This window comes from Chryseobacterium sp. VAUSW3 (genome assembly GCF_002205795.1).
GTDB classification, from domain to species: domain Bacteria; phylum Bacteroidota; class Bacteroidia; order Flavobacteriales; family Weeksellaceae; genus Kaistella; species Kaistella yananensis.
On sequence record NZ_NIUY01000002.1, the window covers coordinates 919,017 to 939,449 of the forward strand.

At 40.0% G+C, this 20,433-nt stretch carries 24 protein-coding genes; 12 read left to right on the plus strand and 12 right to left on the minus strand.

The window, feature by feature from the left end; translation table 11 throughout:
• The first annotated feature begins 20 nt into the window (after positions 1-20).
• Positions 21-974: a T9SS type A sorting domain-containing protein gene (locus CDW55_RS09530; protein ID WP_088469496.1), complete on the plus strand. Its 954-nt coding sequence runs from the start codon at positions 21-23 to the stop codon at positions 972-974.
• Between the two features lie 198 nt (positions 975-1,172).
• On the opposite strand, the gene mazG is transcribed toward CDW55_RS09530, so the two are convergent.
• From mazG to ruvX, 4 genes are all read right to left on the minus strand, one after another.
• A complete protein-coding gene (gene mazG, locus CDW55_RS09535) occupies positions 1,173-1,943 on the minus strand; it encodes a nucleoside triphosphate pyrophosphohydrolase (RefSeq protein ID WP_088469497.1) in 771 nt (256 codons plus the stop codon).
• Positions 1,944-2,081: 138 nt separating this feature from the next.
• Positions 2,082-2,648 (minus strand): DUF5606 domain-containing protein, encoded by a 567-nt coding sequence (locus CDW55_RS09540; protein ID WP_088469498.1) that lies wholly within the window; start codon positions 2,646-2,648, stop codon positions 2,082-2,084.
• A gap of 34 nt (positions 2,649-2,682) precedes the next feature.
• Positions 2,683-3,255 carry a peptide deformylase gene (def, locus tag CDW55_RS09545; RefSeq protein WP_088469499.1) on the minus strand — a complete coding sequence of 191 codons (573 nt, stop codon included), beginning with the start codon at positions 3,253-3,255 and terminating at the stop codon, positions 2,683-2,685.
• Complete coding sequence (gene ruvX, locus CDW55_RS09550; RefSeq protein ID WP_088469500.1) at positions 3,252-3,668, minus strand: Holliday junction resolvase RuvX; 417 nt, start codon at positions 3,666-3,668, stop codon at positions 3,252-3,254. The genes def and ruvX overlap by 4 nt, the downstream gene beginning before the upstream one ends.
• A 136-nt stretch (positions 3,669-3,804) precedes the next feature.
• On the opposite strand from ruvX, the gene CDW55_RS09555 reads away from it, so the two are divergent.
• Entirely contained in the window at positions 3,805-4,131 is a 327-nt protein-coding gene (locus CDW55_RS09555; protein WP_088469501.1) for a hypothetical protein, read from the plus strand.
• Positions 4,132-4,216: 85 nt separating this feature from the next.
• The gene (locus CDW55_RS09560) at positions 4,217-4,693 is read left to right on the plus strand and encodes a SixA phosphatase family protein (RefSeq protein ID WP_088469502.1); all 477 of its coding nucleotides are present in this window, start codon (positions 4,217-4,219) and stop codon (positions 4,691-4,693) included.
• A gap of 353 nt (positions 4,694-5,046) precedes the next feature.
• Here CDW55_RS09560 and CDW55_RS09565 read toward each other — a convergent pair whose 3' ends face one another.
• The gene (locus CDW55_RS09565; protein WP_088469503.1) at positions 5,047-6,597 is read right to left on the minus strand and encodes a serine hydrolase; all 1,551 of its coding nucleotides are present in this window, start codon (positions 6,595-6,597) and stop codon (positions 5,047-5,049) included.
• A 463-nt stretch (positions 6,598-7,060) separates the two neighbouring features.
• Between CDW55_RS09565 and CDW55_RS09570 the strand changes: the two genes are divergently transcribed.
• Positions 7,061-7,708, plus strand: a complete 648-nt coding sequence (locus tag CDW55_RS09570) for a hypothetical protein (RefSeq protein WP_088469504.1) — start codon at positions 7,061-7,063, stop codon at positions 7,706-7,708.
• Between the two features lie 1,250 nt (positions 7,709-8,958).
• Here the strand turns inward: CDW55_RS09570 and CDW55_RS09580 are convergent.
• Entirely contained in the window at positions 8,959-10,089 is a 1,131-nt protein-coding gene (locus tag CDW55_RS09580) for a tyrosine-type recombinase/integrase (protein ID WP_228399635.1), read from the minus strand.
• Between the two features lie 132 nt (positions 10,090-10,221).
• On the opposite strand from CDW55_RS09580, the gene CDW55_RS09585 reads away from it, so the two are divergent.
• Positions 10,222-10,698: a hypothetical protein gene (locus CDW55_RS09585; protein WP_088469506.1), complete on the plus strand. Its 477-nt coding sequence runs from the start codon at positions 10,222-10,224 to the stop codon at positions 10,696-10,698.
• A 283-nt stretch (positions 10,699-10,981) separates the two neighbouring features.
• Here the strand turns inward: CDW55_RS09585 and CDW55_RS09590 are convergent, their stop codons facing one another.
• Genes CDW55_RS09590 through CDW55_RS09600 form a run of 3 tightly spaced genes read right to left on the minus strand, consistent with a single transcriptional unit; the run spans position 10,982 to position 13,623 of the window.
• Entirely contained in the window at positions 10,982-11,989 is a 1,008-nt protein-coding gene (locus CDW55_RS09590; RefSeq protein ID WP_088469507.1) for an LLM class flavin-dependent oxidoreductase, read from the minus strand.
• A 17-nt stretch (positions 11,990-12,006) separates the two neighbouring features.
• On the minus strand, positions 12,007-13,035 hold the full coding sequence (locus tag CDW55_RS09595) for a zinc-dependent alcohol dehydrogenase family protein (protein WP_088469508.1): 1,029 nt from the start codon (positions 13,033-13,035) through the stop codon (positions 12,007-12,009).
• A 51-nt stretch (positions 13,036-13,086) separates the two neighbouring features.
• Positions 13,087-13,623 (minus strand): YfiT family bacillithiol transferase, encoded by a 537-nt coding sequence (locus CDW55_RS09600; RefSeq protein WP_088469509.1) that lies wholly within the window; start codon positions 13,621-13,623, stop codon positions 13,087-13,089.
• A gap of 179 nt (positions 13,624-13,802) precedes the next feature.
• Here CDW55_RS09600 and CDW55_RS09605 point away from each other — a divergent pair, with 179 nt between their 5' ends.
• The 3 genes from CDW55_RS09605 (at position 13,803) to CDW55_RS09615 (ending at position 15,978) form a co-directional block, all read left to right on the plus strand.
• Complete coding sequence (locus CDW55_RS09605) at positions 13,803-14,195, plus strand: winged helix-turn-helix transcriptional regulator (protein WP_088469510.1); 393 nt, start codon at positions 13,803-13,805, stop codon at positions 14,193-14,195.
• A gap of 194 nt (positions 14,196-14,389) precedes the next feature.
• Entirely contained in the window at positions 14,390-15,253 is an 864-nt protein-coding gene (locus CDW55_RS09610; protein WP_003013318.1) for an aminoglycoside 6-adenylyltransferase AadS, read from the plus strand.
• A gap of 161 nt (positions 15,254-15,414) precedes the next feature.
• On the plus strand, positions 15,415-15,978 hold the full coding sequence (locus CDW55_RS09615) for a hypothetical protein (RefSeq protein ID WP_088469511.1): 564 nt from the start codon (positions 15,415-15,417) through the stop codon (positions 15,976-15,978).
• A gap of 605 nt (positions 15,979-16,583) precedes the next feature.
• On the opposite strand, the gene CDW55_RS09620 is transcribed toward CDW55_RS09615, so the two are convergent.
• Positions 16,584-17,126, minus strand: a complete 543-nt coding sequence (locus CDW55_RS09620; RefSeq protein WP_317043772.1) for a thermonuclease family protein — start codon at positions 17,124-17,126, stop codon at positions 16,584-16,586.
• 123 nt (positions 17,127-17,249) lie between these two features.
• On the opposite strand from CDW55_RS09620, the gene CDW55_RS09625 reads away from it, so the two are divergent.
• From CDW55_RS09625 to CDW55_RS09640, 4 genes are all read left to right on the plus strand, one after another.
• A complete protein-coding gene (locus CDW55_RS09625; RefSeq protein ID WP_088467712.1) occupies positions 17,250-18,053 on the plus strand; it encodes a hypothetical protein in 804 nt (267 codons plus the stop codon).
• Between the two features lie 79 nt (positions 18,054-18,132).
• A complete protein-coding gene (locus CDW55_RS09630) occupies positions 18,133-18,585 on the plus strand; it encodes a DUF5675 family protein (RefSeq protein ID WP_088469579.1) in 453 nt (150 codons plus the stop codon).
• A 12-nt stretch (positions 18,586-18,597) separates the two neighbouring features.
• Positions 18,598-18,861, plus strand: a complete 264-nt coding sequence (locus CDW55_RS09635; RefSeq protein ID WP_088467711.1) for a hypothetical protein — start codon at positions 18,598-18,600, stop codon at positions 18,859-18,861.
• Positions 18,851-19,141: a hypothetical protein gene (locus CDW55_RS09640; RefSeq protein ID WP_317043771.1), complete on the plus strand. Its 291-nt coding sequence runs from the start codon at positions 18,851-18,853 to the stop codon at positions 19,139-19,141. The genes CDW55_RS09635 and CDW55_RS09640 overlap by 11 nt, the downstream gene beginning before the upstream one ends.
• Before the next feature lie 180 nt (positions 19,142-19,321).
• Here CDW55_RS09640 and CDW55_RS09645 read toward each other — a convergent pair whose 3' ends face one another.
• Both CDW55_RS09645 and CDW55_RS12505 read right to left on the minus strand, forming a co-directional pair.
• Complete coding sequence (locus CDW55_RS09645) at positions 19,322-20,038, minus strand: hypothetical protein (protein WP_088469513.1); 717 nt, start codon at positions 20,036-20,038, stop codon at positions 19,322-19,324.
• Between the two features lie 60 nt (positions 20,039-20,098).
• The coding region (locus CDW55_RS12505; protein WP_088469514.1) for a DUF6943 family protein at positions 20,099-20,433 on the minus strand (335 nt) is incomplete at its 5' end.

The following is a 20,433-nucleotide window of genomic DNA, read 5'->3' on the forward strand; positions in this document are numbered from 1 at the left end:
CATCAACTAAATATACAATTATGGAAACAAAAACTACTCTTTTCAAAAAACAGGATTACCTTCCCAAAGCCCTTTCTTTGCGGCTTCTGAACAAACGTATATCTTCCGTTGTCATAGGATTTATGATGATGGCCGGATATACGACCACCAAGGCACAAACAGCTTTGGTAATACCCGATTCCAATGAGGGCAGTGCATTCATCGGTCCTTATGGAAATGCCGCTAGACAGTTACAGATGATTATCGATGATACGCTCCTTACTTCCCTAGTCGGAAAAAACCTTACCTCCATTTCCTTCAGGCTGCCGGCAAGTACAGCTACCAGTTGGCCACCGAACAATTTGACGATGAATGCATTTGATATTTATCTGAGTGAGAGTGTTGAACCGGCGGAGCGACAGCTTAATTTTGCCGCTAATGTGGTAGGTACACAAACTCAGGTACGCTCCGGAAGTTTACAGATTCCGGCAGGTGCGCTAACTGTAGGTTCCAATCCAAATAATTTCAGTTTTAAGATTAATTTTACAAGTGCATGGCAGTATAACGGTGGCAACCTCCTGATAGAAGTTCGACACAGCGGAACCGGAATTTCTTCAAGAAGTGTTCAGGCAGCTTCTACAAGTTCGGCGGGTTACGGGACTTTATATTCCGCACTTTGGCAATCTACAGGCGACGTTTTACAGGGCAACTTTACACAGGTAGAAATTACTGCAGATGGTCCGTTAGGTACAAATTCAGTGAAAATTGGAGCGGCTGTAAATATTTACCCAAATCCTGTAAAAGACATGTTGTTTATAAAATCTGAACGGGAATTTACTTCTTATTCTGTTTATAATATGGCCGGACAAAAGGTTTCTTCAGATAAAATGACCGGAAAGAGCATCAATCTTTCGCGCCTGCCGGTTGGTTCTTATGTTCTGAAACTTACGGACAAGGAAGGGAATACAGAATCTACAAAATTTATGAAAAATTAAAATCTGCTCACCCCGAATTCGGAGGCACAACGTGATATGTAATCATTTTAATAAAAGACATTTCTCTCGAAGTGTCTTTTATTTTACACTTTCAGAAATTTAGTGTTCCTTAAAAGTCCGTTTGTGGCGAAAAGCTAACGAAAATTAAAGACTAAAACAAATTATATGTTAACATACCCTCACAATAATGATGGGTCTTTATCGGATCATGACTTTAGCTTCTTCCCAAAGTTTATCCATTTCCTCCAGCGAGAGGTCTTCCAGTTTTAAATTTTTATCCGATGCCAGCTGCTCCATTTTCTGGAAGCGGGAAATAAACTTGATATTGGTTCTTTCCAGCGCTGAGTCTGGATTGATGCCTGAAATTCTGGCATAATTGATCAAGGAAAAGAACACATCTCCCAGCTCCTGCTCTTTTTTGTCGGGATCGGCTTCCGCGTGAAATTCTGTAAGTTCTTCATCCACTTTCTTCCAGGCATCTTCAGCACTGGCAAATTCAAACCCGATTCCTTTTACTTTGTCCTGAATTCTGTAGGCTTTCACAATACTTGGTGTTCCTTTAGTCACGCCGGAAAGTACTGATTTGTTGCCTTCCTTTAGTTTGAGCTTTTCCCAATTCTGCTTTACTTCCTCTTCATCCTGAACCTCCACATCACCATAAATATGCGGATGACGGAAGATGAGTTTTTCATTCAGCGCGTTGATGACATCGGCAATATCGAAACTTCCCTTTTCTGATCCAATTTTTGCGTAAAATACCAGATGCAGCAGTACATCACCCAGTTCCTTTTTAATTTCGGGCAGGTCTTCTTCCAGCAAAGCATCGGAAAGTTCGTACACTTCTTCCAGGGTAAGATGCCTCAGGGTTTGAAGTGTCTGTTTCCGGTCCCAGGGGCATTTTTCCCGAAGGTCGTCCATGATGTCGAGGAGCTTAGAAAAGGCTTCAAGTTTCTGTTGTTTGGTATTCATGTGATGGGTGATATTTGATGCTGGATGCTAGATGATGGATGATGGATGGTGGATGTTTGGTACCGAATTACAAATTTACTTCATTTATGCAAAAAACCTTGCCGGTAAAGACAAGGTTTTCATTTCATTTCCTATGGTTTATCCCATTTTTCTGTGGGTACTTTTGGGTGTACCTTTCGCAGAAGAAGTAGAAGCTTTTACTTTAGGAGCAGCAGTTTTCTCAGTTTTGGGTGCTGTTTTTTTCGCTGTTTTTTTCTCAGTAACTTCCGCAGGCTGCTCTTCAGTTTTTTCCTCAGCAGGAACTTCTGCTTTTACGAAGCTTTCAGGGGTGATGTATCCTGCTTTGCTCAGGATATTATACCACTGTGCCAGTTTTTTGATATCTGAAACATATACCCTTTCGGTATCGTAATCTGGCAGCGACTGGGCCATGAAATCTCTCAGTTCCGCATCCGAAGACTTGTGAGAAATGGCTTCTTTATAATCGTAGTTCTTGGCAACATTTTCGAACACTTCAAATAAAGGAACTTCTTTATCAAAGGTGAACATCGCGATATTATCGAGCAAACTTACCTGAGAAGTATTGCCGATGCTCACTTTCTTCTTAGAAACTACATCTTCGATAATGAAACCGTTTTTCAACTGCGAAATCAGTTTGTAAAGCCCCGGCTTACCGGAAATTGAGATTATTTTTTCTAACTGCATTTTTCTTATTTTTTATATTTTTAGTTCGTTCTTTTTATTTCGGAAACCGCATTTTGTAGTTTACCGCCACATCGCCATGAGAAATTTTTACCAGCTTCCCTTTTACCAGTTTTTTCTTCAGTGAGCTGAGATGGTCTGTAAAAAGTATGCCTTCAATATGATCGTATTCATGCTGAATAACACGCGCTCTCATGTCGGAGAACGTGTCGGTATGTTTAACGAAATTTTCGTCATAATATTCGATCACGATGGTTTCTTTGCGTTTAACATCTTCGCGGATATCGGGGATTGAAAGACAGCCTTCGTTGAATTTCCATTCTTCACCGGATTCTTCAAGAATCCTGGCATTGATGAATACTTTTTTAAAATCTTTGAGTTCATCAGCGATATCGGCATAATCTTCGTCCTCTGCAAGTGGCGAAAGATCTGCGATAAAAAGGCGGATATCGAGACCGATCTGCGGAGCTGCCAACCCGATACCATGCGCAGATTCCATGGTTTCGAACATATTACTGATCAGTTCGTTAAGCCCCGGATAATCTTTGTCGATCTCGTGACAGTGTTTCCTTAAAACTGCATCGCCAAATGCACGTATAGGTAATATCATTTTTGTTTCTGTTCTAAAAAATTCTGTAAAATAAGGGTGGCACTTACTTTATCAACCAACCCCTTTTCTTCTCTTTTCTTTTTGCCCTTGCCGCTTTGCGAGATATAGAAGGAGGCCATTTTCGAGGTAAAACGCTCATCAAAACGGTACACTTCAATCTCCGGAAACTGGAGTTTAAATTTCTCAATAAAGCCTGAAATTTCCTGCTCTATTTCCGAAAGGTTTCCCTTCAAATCTGTGGGAAGCCCTACTACAATTGCCTCTACCCTGTTTTGGGCAAAATAACCGGTAAGAAACGGAAAAAGTTCTACGGTTTCTACGGTCTGCAAACCGCTGGCAATAATCTGCAGCTCATCGGTCACCGCAATGCCACAGCGTTTTTTGCCATAATCTACCGCCATAATTTTCCCCATAGTCTGCAAATTTACAAATATTTGTCGTTGCTTACAAAATTTAAAAAAAGGTGACATTTATCAATTTGAAATCCGGCACCTTTAATCTTAATCAGCCTAACTTTATTTATTATTTTAATCTAAAAACACTTTGCTGATGAAAGCTTTAGTATTTAATGGACCCCAGACAAAAATCGCTGGTCGACTGCTGAAACCCGGCGGTCACCTCGCCAACGTGGGTGTACACGGCAAACCTGTAGAACTGCATATTGAGGAACTCTGGATCAGAAACGTCACTATTACCATGGGCCTGGTCTGCACCAGCACTACCAGCATGCTCCTGAAAAATGTTGAAAGCAAGAAACTGCAGCCCGAGAAACTGGTTTCGCACCGCTTCGACTTCAATGATATGATCAATGCGTATGAAGTATTCGGTAATGCCGCTAAAGAGAAGGCCCTGAAAGTAATTATTAACTTCAACTGACCGTAATTTTTTAATAATCAGGAAGAGAAGCTCACAACTTCTCTTTTTTTTAACTAATTTTATTTCCCCAAAAATACAGCGCAATATGAAAACACTAATTCTTGTTCGCCATGCCAAAAGCGACTGGCCGGAAAATACGGATGATTTTGACAGACCCCTTGCCGAAAGCGGTTTACAGGACGCCGTAAAGATGTCGAACTTTTTAAGGAATCAAAACATCGCCATTGATAAGATGGTCTCCAGCCCCGCACTGCGCGCCCTGAATACGTGTGAAATCTTCCATAAAACTTATCCGGTGGCGATGGAAACCAACCCCAAACTTTATAACGCCAACGAAAACAATTTCGAATCTGTGATTTATGAACTGACGGACGAGGTGAAGTCGGTGGCAATGTTCTCTCACAACAACGGCATTTCTAATTTTGCCAATATGATGAGCGGGGATATTTTTGCGTTCCCTACCTGCGGGGTGGCAGGTTTTCAGGTTGAGTGTGAGTCGTGGGCAGATTTTGAGGGCGCAAGAAAAAAGTTGCTCTTTTTTTATGAACCGAAGAAGATTTGAGCTTTTAGAGCCGTATTTTAAGGCCACTGATTTTAAAGAATTTCGTTTACCGCAAAAGTTAGCAAAGACTTTTGCACAATTCAAGTGCTGCTAATGAACGATAAGTGGGTTATATATCTTTTTTCTCAATTACTAAATAAGAACGCAAAGGTGTTTCACTTATCAAAGACAATAATGTAGGATAATTTAGGCTTGAGTTTTATCATCGGGAAGAACTTTTCACTGCACCTTTTTTATCTTTGCAACATCTTACCAGATCAAAACTTTTGTAACTTTTGTGGTAAATGCTAACTAAAAAGTCACAGAGAATTTCGATTTCCTGTGACTTTTTTATTGATTATTGCTGTTTCTAATTACTTGGTGCGCTGCAAATCGAGATCTTCGAAATCGAAACTGAAATCCGTAATATCTGAGATGGGTTTCATCTTTGCAGAGGTGGCTTTTCCGGCTTCATCGTAGGTGAAGATCACGAAGGCATCAGCATCGTAACTTCTGTCATCCCATTTTGCAATGAAGGTATTATTGGTGTACGGCAACAGTTCGCCTTTCAGTCGCGGGGAGTTTTTAGCCTGGATACCGTAGATTTTTCCCTGCTGCGTGATGACTACATCGCCGAACCAGGCATCAGTGTAAGTTCCGACAAACTGTTCAGGTTTTGGCTGAAGATTTTTTTCTTTACTGAAGGCCGCAGACTTCGCGAACACCTCTTTTTTCCCTTTTTCGAAATCAGCATTCATTTTTAACATTCGGTCGCCGTAGGTTTTCAGCCAGTTGCGGTCTTCAATGCCGAGGTAGGCATCTCTAATGGTGTTGGTTACCGTGCTGAAAGCTGCCCCACTCTGCTGGTTGGTGAGTACAATGATGCCGAGCTTCATGTCGGGAATCAGGGTGAACTGGGTAACGGTACCAATCAGTCCGCCCGTATGATACACCTGCTTATGCCCTTTAACGTCGGTCAGAAACCAGCCGAGACCGTAACCACCGAAATTGGAATCATAGCTATTCTTCAAGGCTACGGGTGTTGCGATCTGCACATTCCATAACTGCTGGATCTGTTTATCGGAGACGAGTTTTTTACCGTCTTTGGTGGTGAATCCGTTCATAAGGAAATCTGCCCATATCCCCATATCGGTAATGTTGCTGATAATACCTCCCGCGGCATCCGCAGTCTCATTCCAGTCGTGTGGAACCTGAATCACTTTACCGTCAATAGGGGCGTGTGCATCGATGATATTTTTTACGCCAGCAGCTTTTGCACGGTTATAATTGCCAAAACTCGATTTCATGCCTACCGGTTGCAGGATCCGCTGCTCGATAAATTCAGCCCAGGAAAGTCCGGAAACCCTTTTGATTACCTCACCCGCTACAATGAACATAATGTTGTTATAATCCATGGTGTTGCGGAAAGAATGCTCGGGCTTCAGATAGCGCACGTTGTGGATGATGTCGTTCACCGTAAGATTACCGCCTTCAGGAAAGAACATCAGGTCTCCCTGCCCCAAACCCAAACCGGCTCTGTGGGTAATTAAATCTTTAACGGTAACCTCCTGGGTCACATAAGGATCGTACATGCGGAATTCAGGAATGAACTTCGTGACTTTATCATCGAAATTCAGCTTACCTTCATCAGCAAGGATGGCCAGGGCAGTTCCGGTAAATCCTTTAGAATTTGAAGCGATTCCCACGAGGGTGTTTTCGTCCATTTTTTGGTTCGCGGTAAGGGAATTCACGCCAAAACCTTTGGCATAGACCATTTTGCCGTCTTTAATAATGCCGACGGACATTCCGGGAACATCAAATGTTTTGAGGGTATTCTGAATCAGTTCATCGAGTTTTTTTTCTTCGATCTGGCCGAAAGCCATTAAAGAAACAAGGATGAATAACAGGGAAAAGTTACGTTTCATTATTGGAATTTTTAATTGTCACGAAGATATAAATTTTTTAACAGGCGCGCTGTACACCGGCTGCAGGTGGTGAATAAATCAGGAAGCCTGCATTACAGTTTTGTGGTTCTCACCCGTACTGTTGGGGGTTGGTTCAGGACTTCTTCGGAAAAAAGGGGTTATTCCCGAAGGAGATACGAATAAGACCTGAAGCATTCAGCACGAAGACCTTAAGGAGACCTTAAGCATCCTGCAGGGAGGTACGGCGCAAGTATGCGGCAACTACGGCTCAACCTCGGGAAAATGCTTATGGAAGGGGTTTAAGAAGAATTTAATTGGTGAAAAACAGGGGTTTCAGGATAAAACAAGCGTTCATAATCACCTGTTTACCAAAACTTTGTAAATATAGGGAAAAATCATAAAACATCGGTTATATGTGCTATTTTTTATATATTTGAGATGGGTACATTTCTAAAGCAACAGCATGGGCAAAGTGAATTCGATATTTAAAGTGAGCGGAAAACTTGGCGATTATGTTTTCTACGAGCTGAACGGGAAGCAGGTTGTGCGCAAGGCCGCCGGTAAAAAACGGGGTCCGAAATCGGAGGCTCAGAAAAAGAACGAGGTTCAGAACACCGAATTTGCAAAGGCCTCATCGGCCGGAAAATTTCTGCGTGCCGGCTTGGCAGAGGAATGCAGGCGCATGAATGACCGCTACCTGTACCGGAAGGTAAACAAACTGATGCTGGAGCTGAAGGCTGCGGATGGTGCCGAAAAGGGCCAGCGCACCCCTGCAGGAGGATTGGGTACTCCCGAAGGCCGCGCAATACTGCGGGATTTCCGCTTTCATAAAAAGTACGGGCATTTTCCCAAACTGAACAGTGCGGTGAGGCAGAGAGGAAAGGCCGTGCTTCACCTCTCCCCTTCCCGCCAGCCGGTTGACGGCATTACGGAGCTTCAGATTAATCTTGACAACGGAGATTTCCGAAGACAGGTGCACGCCGCGCCGGAAATAAGCGCACAGAACCGCGCGGAAGTGCCACTCGGTTTCCGGCGCAGAAAGGGTTACCATGATTTGTTGTTTATTTGGGGCGAAGGGTTTCTGCAGGGGGTGGTTGGAGCTGAGGAGTAAGTATTAATTTAATTTTTGCTTCATTTTTTATGTCTTTCCGTGGAATCCGCGATCCGCGTTGGCGGATTGTTTTGACACAAAAAAATTATAAGGCAGATAATGTTGCACTTACTTTTTGTCTTGACACAAAAAGTAAGCAAAAAAGTCAAGACTGGAAACTACGGCTAAAATTTTAAATCCTTTCCTAAAATTCCCAAAATTGACTCCCTCTGGTCGTCGAACCGCAAGCGGTTTGACTCCCTGCGGTCGTCGAACCACTACGTTAGGTTTCGGGCGATACAAATAGTTTTCTTCAATCATAGTTTTAGCGCGCTCAAACAGTGGGAATTTTTTTACGGAAATGCTTTAAAATTTTTTAACGCCTTCGTTCCCTAGGTCGTTTGGGTTGATAAAGAAACAATGGGAATTATATCCGGATTGGTTGAAGGGTGGGATGAGAAATAATTGTAATTTGCCTCATTTGCAGTTTTTTCATTTGAATCGGCGATCCGCTAGAAGCGGATTTTTTTAACGCGAAAATCTCCTGGGTCGTTATTAAACTGATTAAATCCGATTATCAGGGTTATCGGGAAAAATTAGCGAGAGATTACTGTACTTACTTTTTGCTTCATTATTTATTGTTATACTTACTTTTTGCTTCATTTTTTTATGTTTTTTTCAGTGGAATCAGCGATCCGCCTTTGGCGGATTGTTTTGACACAAAAAGTAAGCAAAAAGGTCTAGACTGGATCTTTTTGCCTCATCCTTGTTTATATTTTTAATGGAATCGGCGAAACTCCTTCGTCGGTTTGCTAAAAAATCTAAATTTCTTTTAAGAAAATCTCCAAACTTGCGCGGAAAGAAAAAGTTGTTGTTTAAGTTAAATGATTGCCGCGCTTCAAACAGTGGAAGTTTTTATGCATTGATAATAGAAAATAACAGATAGAAGAAATTAAGATTTGCCTCATTAATTTTTTATATTAGGAGTCGGCGATCCGCTAGAAGCGGATTTTTTTTTAACGCAAAAATCTCCTAGGTCGTTCACCAGTATTCAAAAGCGTTGCACTTATAGGAGACAAAAGCAGGGTTTAGGAAATCAGCGGAATTTGTGGAATCAGCGAGGGTTTAAAGGCAGAATTTCTTTACGCAAAATCACCGAGGCTTTTCTTGCTACTGGTGAGCATCTACACCGCAGCATGTTTTCTGCTGAAACCTCAGATAATTGCAGGGAATGAGTTGTGGTTAAGTGTTGTGCAATTCCTGGTGCAGCATCAGGCCGAATCACCGGGTTTGGGTGACATGAGTCTGTCGAGGGGCGATTCTACTTTTCCTAACTGTGTGTCGGTTACACTGGTGTAAATGAGGGTGGTTTTAATGTTATTGTGCCCGAGGAGTTTCTGGATCAGGGAAATGTCGGTGCCGGCTTCGAGGAGGTGGGTGGCGTAGCTGTGTCGCAGTCCGTGGATGCCTACTTTTTTGGTGATGCCGGCTTTGATCATGGCATTGCGGAAGACCTGCTGCACACTTCGGGTGGTGATGTGCCCGCCATACTGTCCTTCGAAGAGGTATTCGGTGGGTCTGTACTCGCGGTAATAGGTTCGCATTTCTGTAAGGACGGACTGGGGAAGATTGACGTAGCGGTCTTTTTTGCCTTTGGCGCGCTGAATGAGGACGGTGTTGGCGACCGAATCGATATCACTGATGCGGAGGTTTACGATTTCGCTGACGCGAAGCCCCATGCCATAACAGAGATGGAGAATGAGCTGGTGCTTGGGATTGTCTACAGCGGCGAAGAGTTTCTTTATTTCTTTGGCATTGAGTGCTTTGGGCAAGAGTATCGGTTTTTTGGGTCTGGGGATATCGAAGAGGATTTTCTCCTGATAAAGGACTTTTTCGAAATAGAATTTCACGGCGTTCATTCGGCTGTGAATCTGATTTTCTGAGAGGGCGAGTTCTTTGGTACAGTAGAGGAAATAAGATTTCAGTTTTTCGCGCGTGAGGTTCTGGACCGGATAATCTTTAATAAGGTATAGGAGTTGTGCGAATTCTACGCTATAGGTTCGGATTGTATTGGGAGAGAAACCCTTGAGGATGAGCATCTCCTGATATTTCCTGAAAGCCTGCTGATTGACGAGAGAAATTTTAGCAATGACCTCCTTTCCCACAATATTGGGCTGTATGCCGAAGAGGTTTCGGTAAAATAGGTTATCGGTGACGTACCATTTTTTCTGTGAGGCGGACCATTTTGGGGTGGTATATTCTTTTAGCAGTGCTATGTGGTGCTGTTGATATGGAAAGCTTATCCATATGATTTCTTTGCCACGGTGGGTACCGGTGGAAAAAGAAAAAACGGCAGGATCGAAAATGATGTTCGCATTTTGCATAACTTCAGCACTTCGCATTTTGTATATCTCAAAGTTATAAAAATATAAAAGACTATACAACAAGGGTTTAAAAATTTGGTAGTCTGGAATAATCTTCGCATATTTGAGAGTTATCTGTAAGCGTATTGCAAATCGCCTAAAAAAATATATATGAATAAAAATTTGCATTTTTCAGCAAATACTAAAAACGTTCTTAGCAGATTTTATCTAACGTATCTTTCTCTAGGAATTTTTTTTTTATTTTATGAAATTATCCACTTAAATACTGATTCTAAATATGTTATTAGTTATTCTATTTTCATCGTTTTATTTTTAAAATTTTTATGGGATTTTCTTACAGATAAATTTGTAAAAACACTACATTTTAACGACAATGAAAATAAATTAAATGTTGTAGAAAGTAATTATTTGAACAAAGAAAAATTATATACAGTAAACTATTCTGAAATTAATTATGAATTTGAGAACTCAAATGGTTTTTGGAAAATAATTATAGGAAAAAAAATTTTGACAATACTGAAAAATAATTTAGAATTAATGAAAATTGGAAAATCATCAGGATTCAATTATCAACAGATTTCTGAAATTGAATCAAAACTTAATGAAATAAAAAGCGCCTACAGATAACAGTGTATTGGCAAAAGACGGGGGTGCATATTGTCTTTGAAAATTCAGTTAACAATATCCGCAAAAATGCTTTTCATATTTCTTTTTTCAGTAATTTAGAAATCTGAAAAAGCATTTTGCTCAGGGCAGGTTTTCCTTTGAAACTGTCTGCAAAGTAGCCGCCCTTCGCCAATACTTTTTCCGTTGTGCGTCACCCTAAAACAACATCCTGCACAAAAAAGTACGTTTTCAAGACAAAAAGCTTGACATTAAAACATCTAAAATATTTGCTAACCATTACCTTTTAGCTGTTATTAATTTCCACCATTACTTCAGCAAACAACTCAACAGATTTAACACGGTTTTCAAACCCGAAAACATTGGTAGAAACCATCAGTTCATCAACTTGGGTATCTTCCAAAAAGCTTTGTATTCCAGCTTTGACGGTTGCTTTACTGCCTACAAAAGAATATTTAAGCGTTTGCTGTACTGTTGGATGTTGAAGCATTTGTCGCATTCCAAAATCCATCTCTACAGGCGGTTGCAAAGGTTTGGATGCACCCGTAAATATTCCGTAAAACATCTTTATTAAAGAAGTAAACAGTATTTGTGCTTCGGCATCGGTTTCTGCAATAATCACGTTGACACCTGCAATGGTGTAAGGTTGGTTCAAAACTTCAGAGGACTGAAACTCTTGTTTATAAATAGCCAATGCAGTTTGCAAATGCGTAGGTGCAAAATGGCTACCGAAGGCATAAGGGAATCCTTTGGAAGCCGCCAAGTGGGCACTATCCGTGCTTGACCCTAAAATATAAATTGGTACTTCCATTCCTTCGGCAATGGCTACTCGCACATTACTCGATTTGTTTTGAGCATCAAAATAGTGTTGAATTTTACTGATTTCTTCTGGAAATGAACGTGCTGACTGCATAAAATCTGAACGTATAGCCAATGCAGTTGGGGTATCTGTTCCCGTGGCTCTGCCTAAACCCAAATCGATACGGTTGGGGTACAATTGTGCTAACGTTCCAAACTGTTCGGCAACAATCAAAGGCGAATGGTTAGGAAGCATAACGCCACCAGAACCCACTCTAATTGTTTCCGTATTGTTGGCAACATAACCAACCAAAACAGATGTAGCATTACTCGCAACCGTGTCTGTATTGTGATGCTCTGCAAACCAAAATCTCGTGTAATGATTTTTCTCAGCCGCTTTGGCTAATTTCAGAGAGTTGTTCAACGTTTCTTTAAAACTCGTTCCATCCGAAATCGCTGCAATTTCTAATATCGAATACTTGATTTGATTTTTCATTTTTATAAACTGGTATTTTACATCTCAATGACTACTTTGCCCGTCACATTGCCACTTTGTAAGCGGTCGTATGCTTTTTGGTAGTCATCAAAGGCAAAAACACTATCAATAACAGGTTTCATTTTTACGCTTGCCATTGCGGCTAACATCGCTTCAAAATCACTGCGAGAACCCATCGTGGTAGCACCTAGTTGTATGCCACGTGTCATAATTTCCAAAGGCGAAACGCCTCCTCCCATTCCGCTGGCAAAGCCTACCAACGCCACATTACCACCTGCTTTGGTACTGGCAACCGATTTATTAATTGTTTTTTCGCCTGCCACTTCCACCACTTTATCTACACCTAAACCATTGGTTAATTTTAATATTTCTTTGTCCCAATCAGGATTTTCACCGTAAGCGACCACCTTTTCTGCGCCTAATTCTCGTAAAAGTTGGGCTTTGTCATCATCATCACGACTGGCAATCGCCAATACTCTTGCACCGCTTAATTTGGCTAATTGCAAAGCAAACACCGACACACCGCCTGCACCTTGTACCAATACGGTTTGCCCAGCCGTTAATGTGCCGTGTTGATGAATGGCATTCCAAGCGGTTACAGCACCACAAGCCAACGTTGCGGCTTCTGTGTAACTTAAATAATCAGGCAATTGTACCAGCGACATTTCGTGTAACACGATGTATTCCGCAAGCCAACCATCCATATTAAACCCGATACTGGCAACATAGTATTCTGGTTTCAAAACTTTGCCATCCACCCAATTTGCCCAGCAGTTTGCCGACACTCGTGAGCCAACACTAACACGAGAAACTTCTTCTCCCACTGCCACCACTTCGCCAGCACCATCAGACAATGGCACAACCGAATTGACTACCCCAGGATAGTTGCCACTTAAAGCTGCGTGGTCACGAAAGTTTAAAGATGCCGCTTTGACTTTAATCAAAACTTCATTTTTGCCAAGCGTAGGAATAGCTTGTTTGTTTTGGATTAATTGTGTTTGATTACCATTTTTGGTTAATCGTACTGTGGTTTGAAAATCGGACATTGAATGATATTTTATAATGTTTTAAATTATGTTTTTATGTAAATGGATGGATTACCATTCCATTCTGTCTTTCAGACTTTTTATGTGGGCAAAATGATGTTTGCTATGCCACGCAAAAATTGCTAAGAATTCGGGAAGCGACATTTGTCTGCCTGCATCTGGATAAAAAAATGAAAGTTTAAGTTGTTGTTCAGAAAGTGATTTCAAATCTAAAACCCAATTATCGTGTACATTAGTAATGGTTTGAAGAGCCTTTTGGACAGCGGTATTTTTTATGCCGCTATAATCTGATACTTTCTTTTCGTTGTGTAGTTTTGCAACTATTTTATTTTCTTCCAATCCTTGTTTGAACCTAACATAAGCTATCGAATGAGCCTCTGCAACGTGGGTTATCACTTGCTGCACCGTCCAACCATTTTCCCGATAAGGCGTATTGAATTTTTCGTCATCAAAATTTTCTACCGTTTTGGTCAGTTCGGTAGGCAGATTTTCAAGAATTTTAATGTATTCCTGCACATCTTCATCAGTTATTTTTGTTGGCATTGCAAATCTTCCAATCGGATATTTCAATAATTCTAAATCGTTCATTTTTTAATTTTTAATTGACACTACAAAGGTATCCTAAAAATACTATCCTTTTGATAGTACTTACCTGTAGGATAGTAAATTTATACAAAACCGTATCAATTTAGAACCTAGCAATTTGGCTGACTAATTTTTTTTACTTTCTTTTGTATAGCTATTTACAAGTTGATAGCATTTTGTATATGGAAGATATTGTAGAAAAACAAAAAAAGAAGCCACTCTACCGTGATTGCGCGGAAACGATTATACCGCTACGTGACGCATTGGATGTATTTAGCGGAAAATGGAAAATACCAATTTTGTTTTCGATGATGTCGGGAAATGAACGCTACACCGACATTCAGAGCAGTATGCCGTGTATCTCACCAAAGGTTTTGGTAAAGGAATTGAAAGACCTTGAAGAGCATCAACTGATTAAGCGGGTAATTATTGATGATTATCCTATAAAGATTTTGTACAAATTGGAACCTTATGCCCAAACTGTTATCCCAATTATTGAAACGCTCAAAACTTGGGGTCTAAATCATAGAAATAAACTGTTTGGAAGACAGGAAGAAAACGTAAATACAATATAATAAGTGACCCAAAATGACCGTAAAAAGGGCGAACGCACAACAAGCAGTTTGGCAAAATGGCGGGTTCTGTACTAAATTCAACGGTAGTTCTTCGATTGAACTTTTGTACAAAATTGAGGTTTTGTGCTTCGGTTTCCGCCACTTCGCCAAGCTGCCAAACCGTTGTACGACATAGTAAAACCGAACCAAACAAAATGAAAGTCAGAGAAGAAAAGTTAAGAACAATTATAGAATGGTCGGAGAAAAACGAAGATGTAAGAGTTCTTCTTCTGACAAGTTCACTTGTAAATCCTTTAGCACTTGTTGACGAATTTAGTGATTTAGACATTGAATTTGTTTTTGAGGATAATACAAATTACATTTCAGACAAAAGCTGGACGCTTAAATTCGGAAATCCAATTGCTATGATTGAAGAAGACGAAAGTTGTTTTAACCATAAACACGCAATGAAAATGCTACTTTATGAAGACGGTGTGAAAGTAGATTTTAAACTTTACAGCAAATCAAAATTTATAAAGGAAACGCAAGAGAAAGAATTACCAGAAGATTGGGATATTGGTTATAAAATTTTAATTGATAAAGATGGTATTACAAAGCAAATGCTGAAACCAACTTATCAAATTTCCATTATCAAAAAACCGTCTGAAAAAGAGTTTCAAAATCTAATAAACGATTTTTGGTGGGACACAACTTACGTGGCAAAGTGTCTTGTGAGAGATGAAATATTCTATGCGAAATTTATGTCGGAAACCGTTATTCGCACAGAATATTTAATTCCTTTAATTGAATGGCACATTGCAAGTGAACACAATTGGAACATAACGACCAATAAATATGGACGACTTTTCAAAAAGTATCTTAACCAGGAAATGTGGGCTAAAACAGAACAAACATTTTCAGGGAGCGATATAAAGGAAAATTGGACTGCTCTATTTTCAATGACTGATTTAGTTTCAGAAATAGGAACTGAATTGTCAAAAAAATTAGAGTACAAATACCCGGATAAATTAGAAAATGACATACGAAAATATTTAGCTGGACTAAAACCCAAAACATAACTACGTCGTACAACATCGTATTGGCAATAGGCGGGCTGAACGGCTTCGTATCAACGGAAGTGCAAAATTCAACTTCTGTTCTTTGATTAAAGTTCAGTGCTAAAAATCCCGCCCATCGCCAATACGCGGCACGTTAGCTGCCATTTTATTAAAAGCCGTCTATGTATCGAATTTTCATTTCTTTTTTTACAATTTTGATTCTAATTTCTTGTAATAAAAGTGAAGAAAACATCTATGAACTAAACCCTGACAAAGATTTTTATTTTGTCAAAAAAGAAAATGGAGATTCAATGAAAGTATTTGCAGAACCTTTCCGTTTCAACTATTCAAAACCAAAATATTTGATTATTTCTCGTTTTAATAAAAACATAAACAAATTTGAAGTGCAAAGCGTTCTTTTGAAAGTCAAACAGAATTATTATAATTATTTCAACCTAAAAAAGAAGGATAGCCTTGACGAAAATTCTTTTGTTTTTCTTACAAAACAAGAAAAAATAATAGAAAATGAAATTGAACCTAAACCAATTAGTTATTGGAAAAAATCCACTGAAATATTCAAGAAAGAAGATAATGGAGTGTATTCAAGAGAATTATTTTTTACAAGTCCAAATAATTATAAACTAGACTTCGGAACATATTACTACGATGAAGATTTCAGAATTTTCAAAATCGTGGAAATCGTTGGAAACGACACAATAACTTATGAACAGAAAAACGGCAGCTAACAGTGTATTGGCAAAATGCGGGGTTAAACGCAAGTTGAAAATTTTGTAGCATTTATCCGCCGATTGCTTTTCCGTATTGATTTTTTTTGTAATTTAACAATCCGAAAAAAGCATCGGCTACGCTCGGTTCTGAATTGAACTTTTCGTCCAATCCAGCCCGCACTTCGCCAATACTTTTTCGTTGTGCGCAATATTACCGCCGCGACTTTCAAACAAAATTTATGAGATTTTTTTAACTCTGAACTGACTTTTTTGCTGGCTGAATTCTGAATCTGAATCTACCTTTCGAAAAATAACCGCACTGACAATTGGCGCTTAAAAAACCGCACTGACTTTTCCAAAACTACTGATCTGACTCCCCTACTTTGCACTTAGCGTCCTGGATTAAACTTCAGAAAACTATTTCTGCTAAAACAAAAATGCAAAACTGCACGAATTCACTATCTTTTTAACTTTCTAACAGACTTTTAAAAGCACTAAAACTCCCTTGAAATTAAAAAACACTGCGCACAACACGGTATTATTACAAGTCCGTTTGGAAAGTCCTTTTAACAGGGTATTTTCTTACTCTTTCACCCTATTTGGTTCAACATAAGTACAACAAATCAGAAAACATCTACTGACAGGTAGTTTCCGCGGTGTTGCTGCTTTGCCTCGAAATTTAAAGATTGATATTCAGTAAGCATTGAACAATAATAAGAATGGCTGGCTTTTGCCCAGCCATTTTCTATTAAAAGCTCATTTAGGCATTCGCCGGAGGGCAGAATGACATAGGCCAACTGGCGCAGCCAGAAGTCGAGCTGAAGTTTTATTTCGGTCAGGAGTGTGATTCGGGTTCGAGGTGGGCACACCTGGAGCATGTAATCTAAACTCTGCAGTCCGAGCTCCAGCAGTAACGCTGCAGGCAGGTGGCTTTTCGCTTCATCCTCGCGCATTTTTCGGCTCATGTGGACTTCCGGTGCATCAAGGCCGTAAAGGCGGATTTCTTTGCTTTCCTGACCGAATTCTTCTTTTACGATTAAAGTGTCGCCATCCAGAACTCTTTCGACGATCCAGTGCGTTTCGGTAATTATCCCCGGAATCTGGAAATACTTTGCTGACGGATTTACAGTTTTGCTGACGTTTATGGTAGTGTATTTTGGGTTAATTTCATTGTAATGCGTTGATTTACTGGATTTTAACTATTGGTTTTGTAAAGATAATTCAAGAAATTTATAACTGTCTAGACAACAGTGTTTTTCTTCAAATTATCAATTACAAAATTTAATATCATGGCAAGACAAAAAGGTCTCATGAAATACGTCGGAACCATAGGCGACGTTAGACATTTCAAAATCAAAGGGCAAAAAGGATTTTTTGCCGGCATGGTGGGCGGACCCACCGCAGAACAGGTTAAAACCGCTCCGGAGTTTGAGCGTACCCGGGAAAACATGAACGAGTTCGGTGGATGCGCCATTGCAGGAAAAGCGGTGCGAACCGCTCTTTCCCAGCTGATGGGGAAATTTACCGATACTCAGGTAACAGGCAGGTTAACTTCAATTATGAAGAAAATCAACCTGGAGGACGGAACGGAAGCCAGAGGTTACCGAAAGGTAGAGATCTCCACTCAGAGAAATTATCTGAATGGGTTTGAGTTCAACAAGAACCAATCGATCAACGGTGTTTTCAATGCTCCTTATCAGGTGAATCATGATCCTGCAAGAAATACTGCAGATTTCATTGTAGAAGAGTTCATACCAATCGAATTGATCGCTGCTCCTGCAGGTGCTTCGCACTTCCGTTTGCTCCATGCTTTGGCAGTGATCGCAGACTTTTCGTATAACCCGATAACCGGAACTTATGAACCGGACGACGCGGTGAACAATGAGCTGAGTGTAGTTGCCAGATCACCTTTTATCCCGCTTAATGAAAGTTATTCCGGTGATACCATTACGGCAGATTTGCCAGGTTTACCAACTCTGGACAATACCGTTTCTGTACTTCAGTGTATCGGGATTGAATTCTTCCAGGAAGTAAACGGAGTTTATTACCCCTTCGCGACCGGTAACTGTCTCAAAATTGAGGAAGTGTTTTAGGATGTGATCATGAAAGGGCTTCCAGAAAATGGAAGCCTTTTTTTTATCACTCATTTCAAAAATCCAAATACAGAATTTTATGAAAACCAAAATAGTAAGAGTAGCCCAGGGAAAAGAAAGCACCCTTTCCCATCTTTATATTGACGGCATTTTTCAATGCTTCCTCCTGGAAGATAAGATTCGCCAGGTTAAGATCAAAGGCAGGACTGCGATTCCCGAAGGGAAATTTCAGCTTAGGCTTAATACCTGGGGAGCGATGAACGTGAGCTATGCCCAGACGTATCCTTCCATGCATCGTGGCATGATAGAAATTGACGATCTGCCGACTTTCGACGCGGTGTATATCCACACTGGAAACAGGATTGAACACACCGCAGGCTGTCCCCTCGTCGGGTTAAGTTACATCATGAAGGATGGCGATTATCAGGTTCTGCAGAGTCGGGATGCTTACAGACAAGTTTACCCCAAACTTTTGGCGGCAGCCAAAAGCAAGGATAATCAGATTGAAATACAGAACAATTTTCAATTCTAAAACCGGAAAATCATGGCTAATGAATTAACACTAAGCGTTCTCTTCGGGTTTATCAGCAGTGTTCTGTTGGGGATTGTGGCCTACTTTATCAAGCAGCTGCACACCGATTTCAAGAGTATGGAAAGAGATATGTCGGAAGTCAAGACCATGGCTCTAATTATCAAAACAGAATTCAGGACTTCTTATGATATCCTCACTAAGAAAGTCGAATATCTGGAGCAACGGATGAACAAATTAGAAATTAACCAAACAAAAAATCAGGATCATGAAAAATAGAAACATGAATTTAGCAAGCAGAATGAGTTCACCCACTCCGAAGTGGTTTAGAATTGCCCGCAATATCGGACTGGGTTTGTCGGCGGTCGGCGGTGCCCTGGTGGCTGCACCGGTGGTTCTCCCTGCAGCTGTAATATCCATTGGAGGATATTTGCTTTTAGGCGGCACGATCATCAGCGCGGTGAGTCAGACTGCCGTGAGCTCGGAGGAGTATGCCGAAAAATCCGGGAAAATCCCCGGAAAATCCGTGGAAGATCCAGCTGAAGAAGCTGTGAAATAGCACTTAAGTCCCATAAGTAGAATTTTTTTTGTTAACCGGCCTGTTGTCATGACAGGCTTTTTTTGTGCCTTAGATTTTTTCTGCGTCCGTTTTCGGTCTTTTGTTAAAAGGGGTGAAATAAGTATGACTTATGTAATGCTTATAGTACGTTAAAGTATAGGATATCAATTAAAAGAAATGTTACACGATCTCATAGTGTTGTGCTTTAATATAAAGTTTATCGACCAAAATTGTAAGTGCTTTTTTTATTTGGATTTTATTATGTGTTATTTTACAATAGTTCCACATTATAAAAAATTCGTCAATGATGTCGATAATTTCTGAATTCATGCTTAGCATCGTTTTGACATATGTAGCATATTCTGTGTATTCCAAATTTTTACACTTAATGGATATGTATGTTCCGACAAAATTTAAATAACCCACTCTAATCGTATTCTGGTTCTCAAACTGACGGTGCATTTCCATAATTCGAAAATCATCTATGAGTGGCACATTATTATCTGCTAAAAAGTCTGACTCATTAAACCCCATTTTAAGATATTCATCGATCATTAAAGTATGGTCAAGCATATTACAAATTTGATTTCTAAAATCGTTGTTAAATAGAAATTGCAATCTACTTTTTTTAAGAACTGCCTTAGTAAAAACTCCATAAATGTCAATGCCATCATTATGCAATTTCAAATGCAATAATTCGTGAGTAAATGAGGAATGTGATTTATCATTATCATTTACGAAAATTACTACCCTTTGTTTTTGGAATAAATTCTTTTTAATTATAGATATTTGATAATATGGGGTTTTACTATATGACAAAGAAATAGCAAATTTCTTCGATAAATACTCCCATAAATGACAATTCTGCGAATTGATATAATCTTCTCTATTTATCATTATTAATACTCTTATCTCTAATATAATAAAAAAAAATTCCCCGGAGGGAATTTTTTGTTTTCAGATGCTGTAGTAGTATTTCTGGATGAGTGTAGCGCGGAGCTGGCTGAGCAGCCTTGACTGTTCTGCTTGCTTCTGTTCCAGGTCGTGGATGGATTTGATTTTGTGGATCATTTCCGGGTTTCGGATGGCTTTTTCGATGCCAGGCTGGATGAAGTTCTGCAGCAGCTTCTTCAGCTCGAAGAGTCTGAGCATTTCGATGACGCTGCCGCAGAGATAAGGATGAAAGAATCCGTTTTTCCAGAGTGCGTAAAAGGTCCAGTAAACGGTTTCGAGTTCTTCCTGGTTGCTGCAGTAGATGATGAAGCAGTTCGGGCAAGGTTCACGCAAAGGTT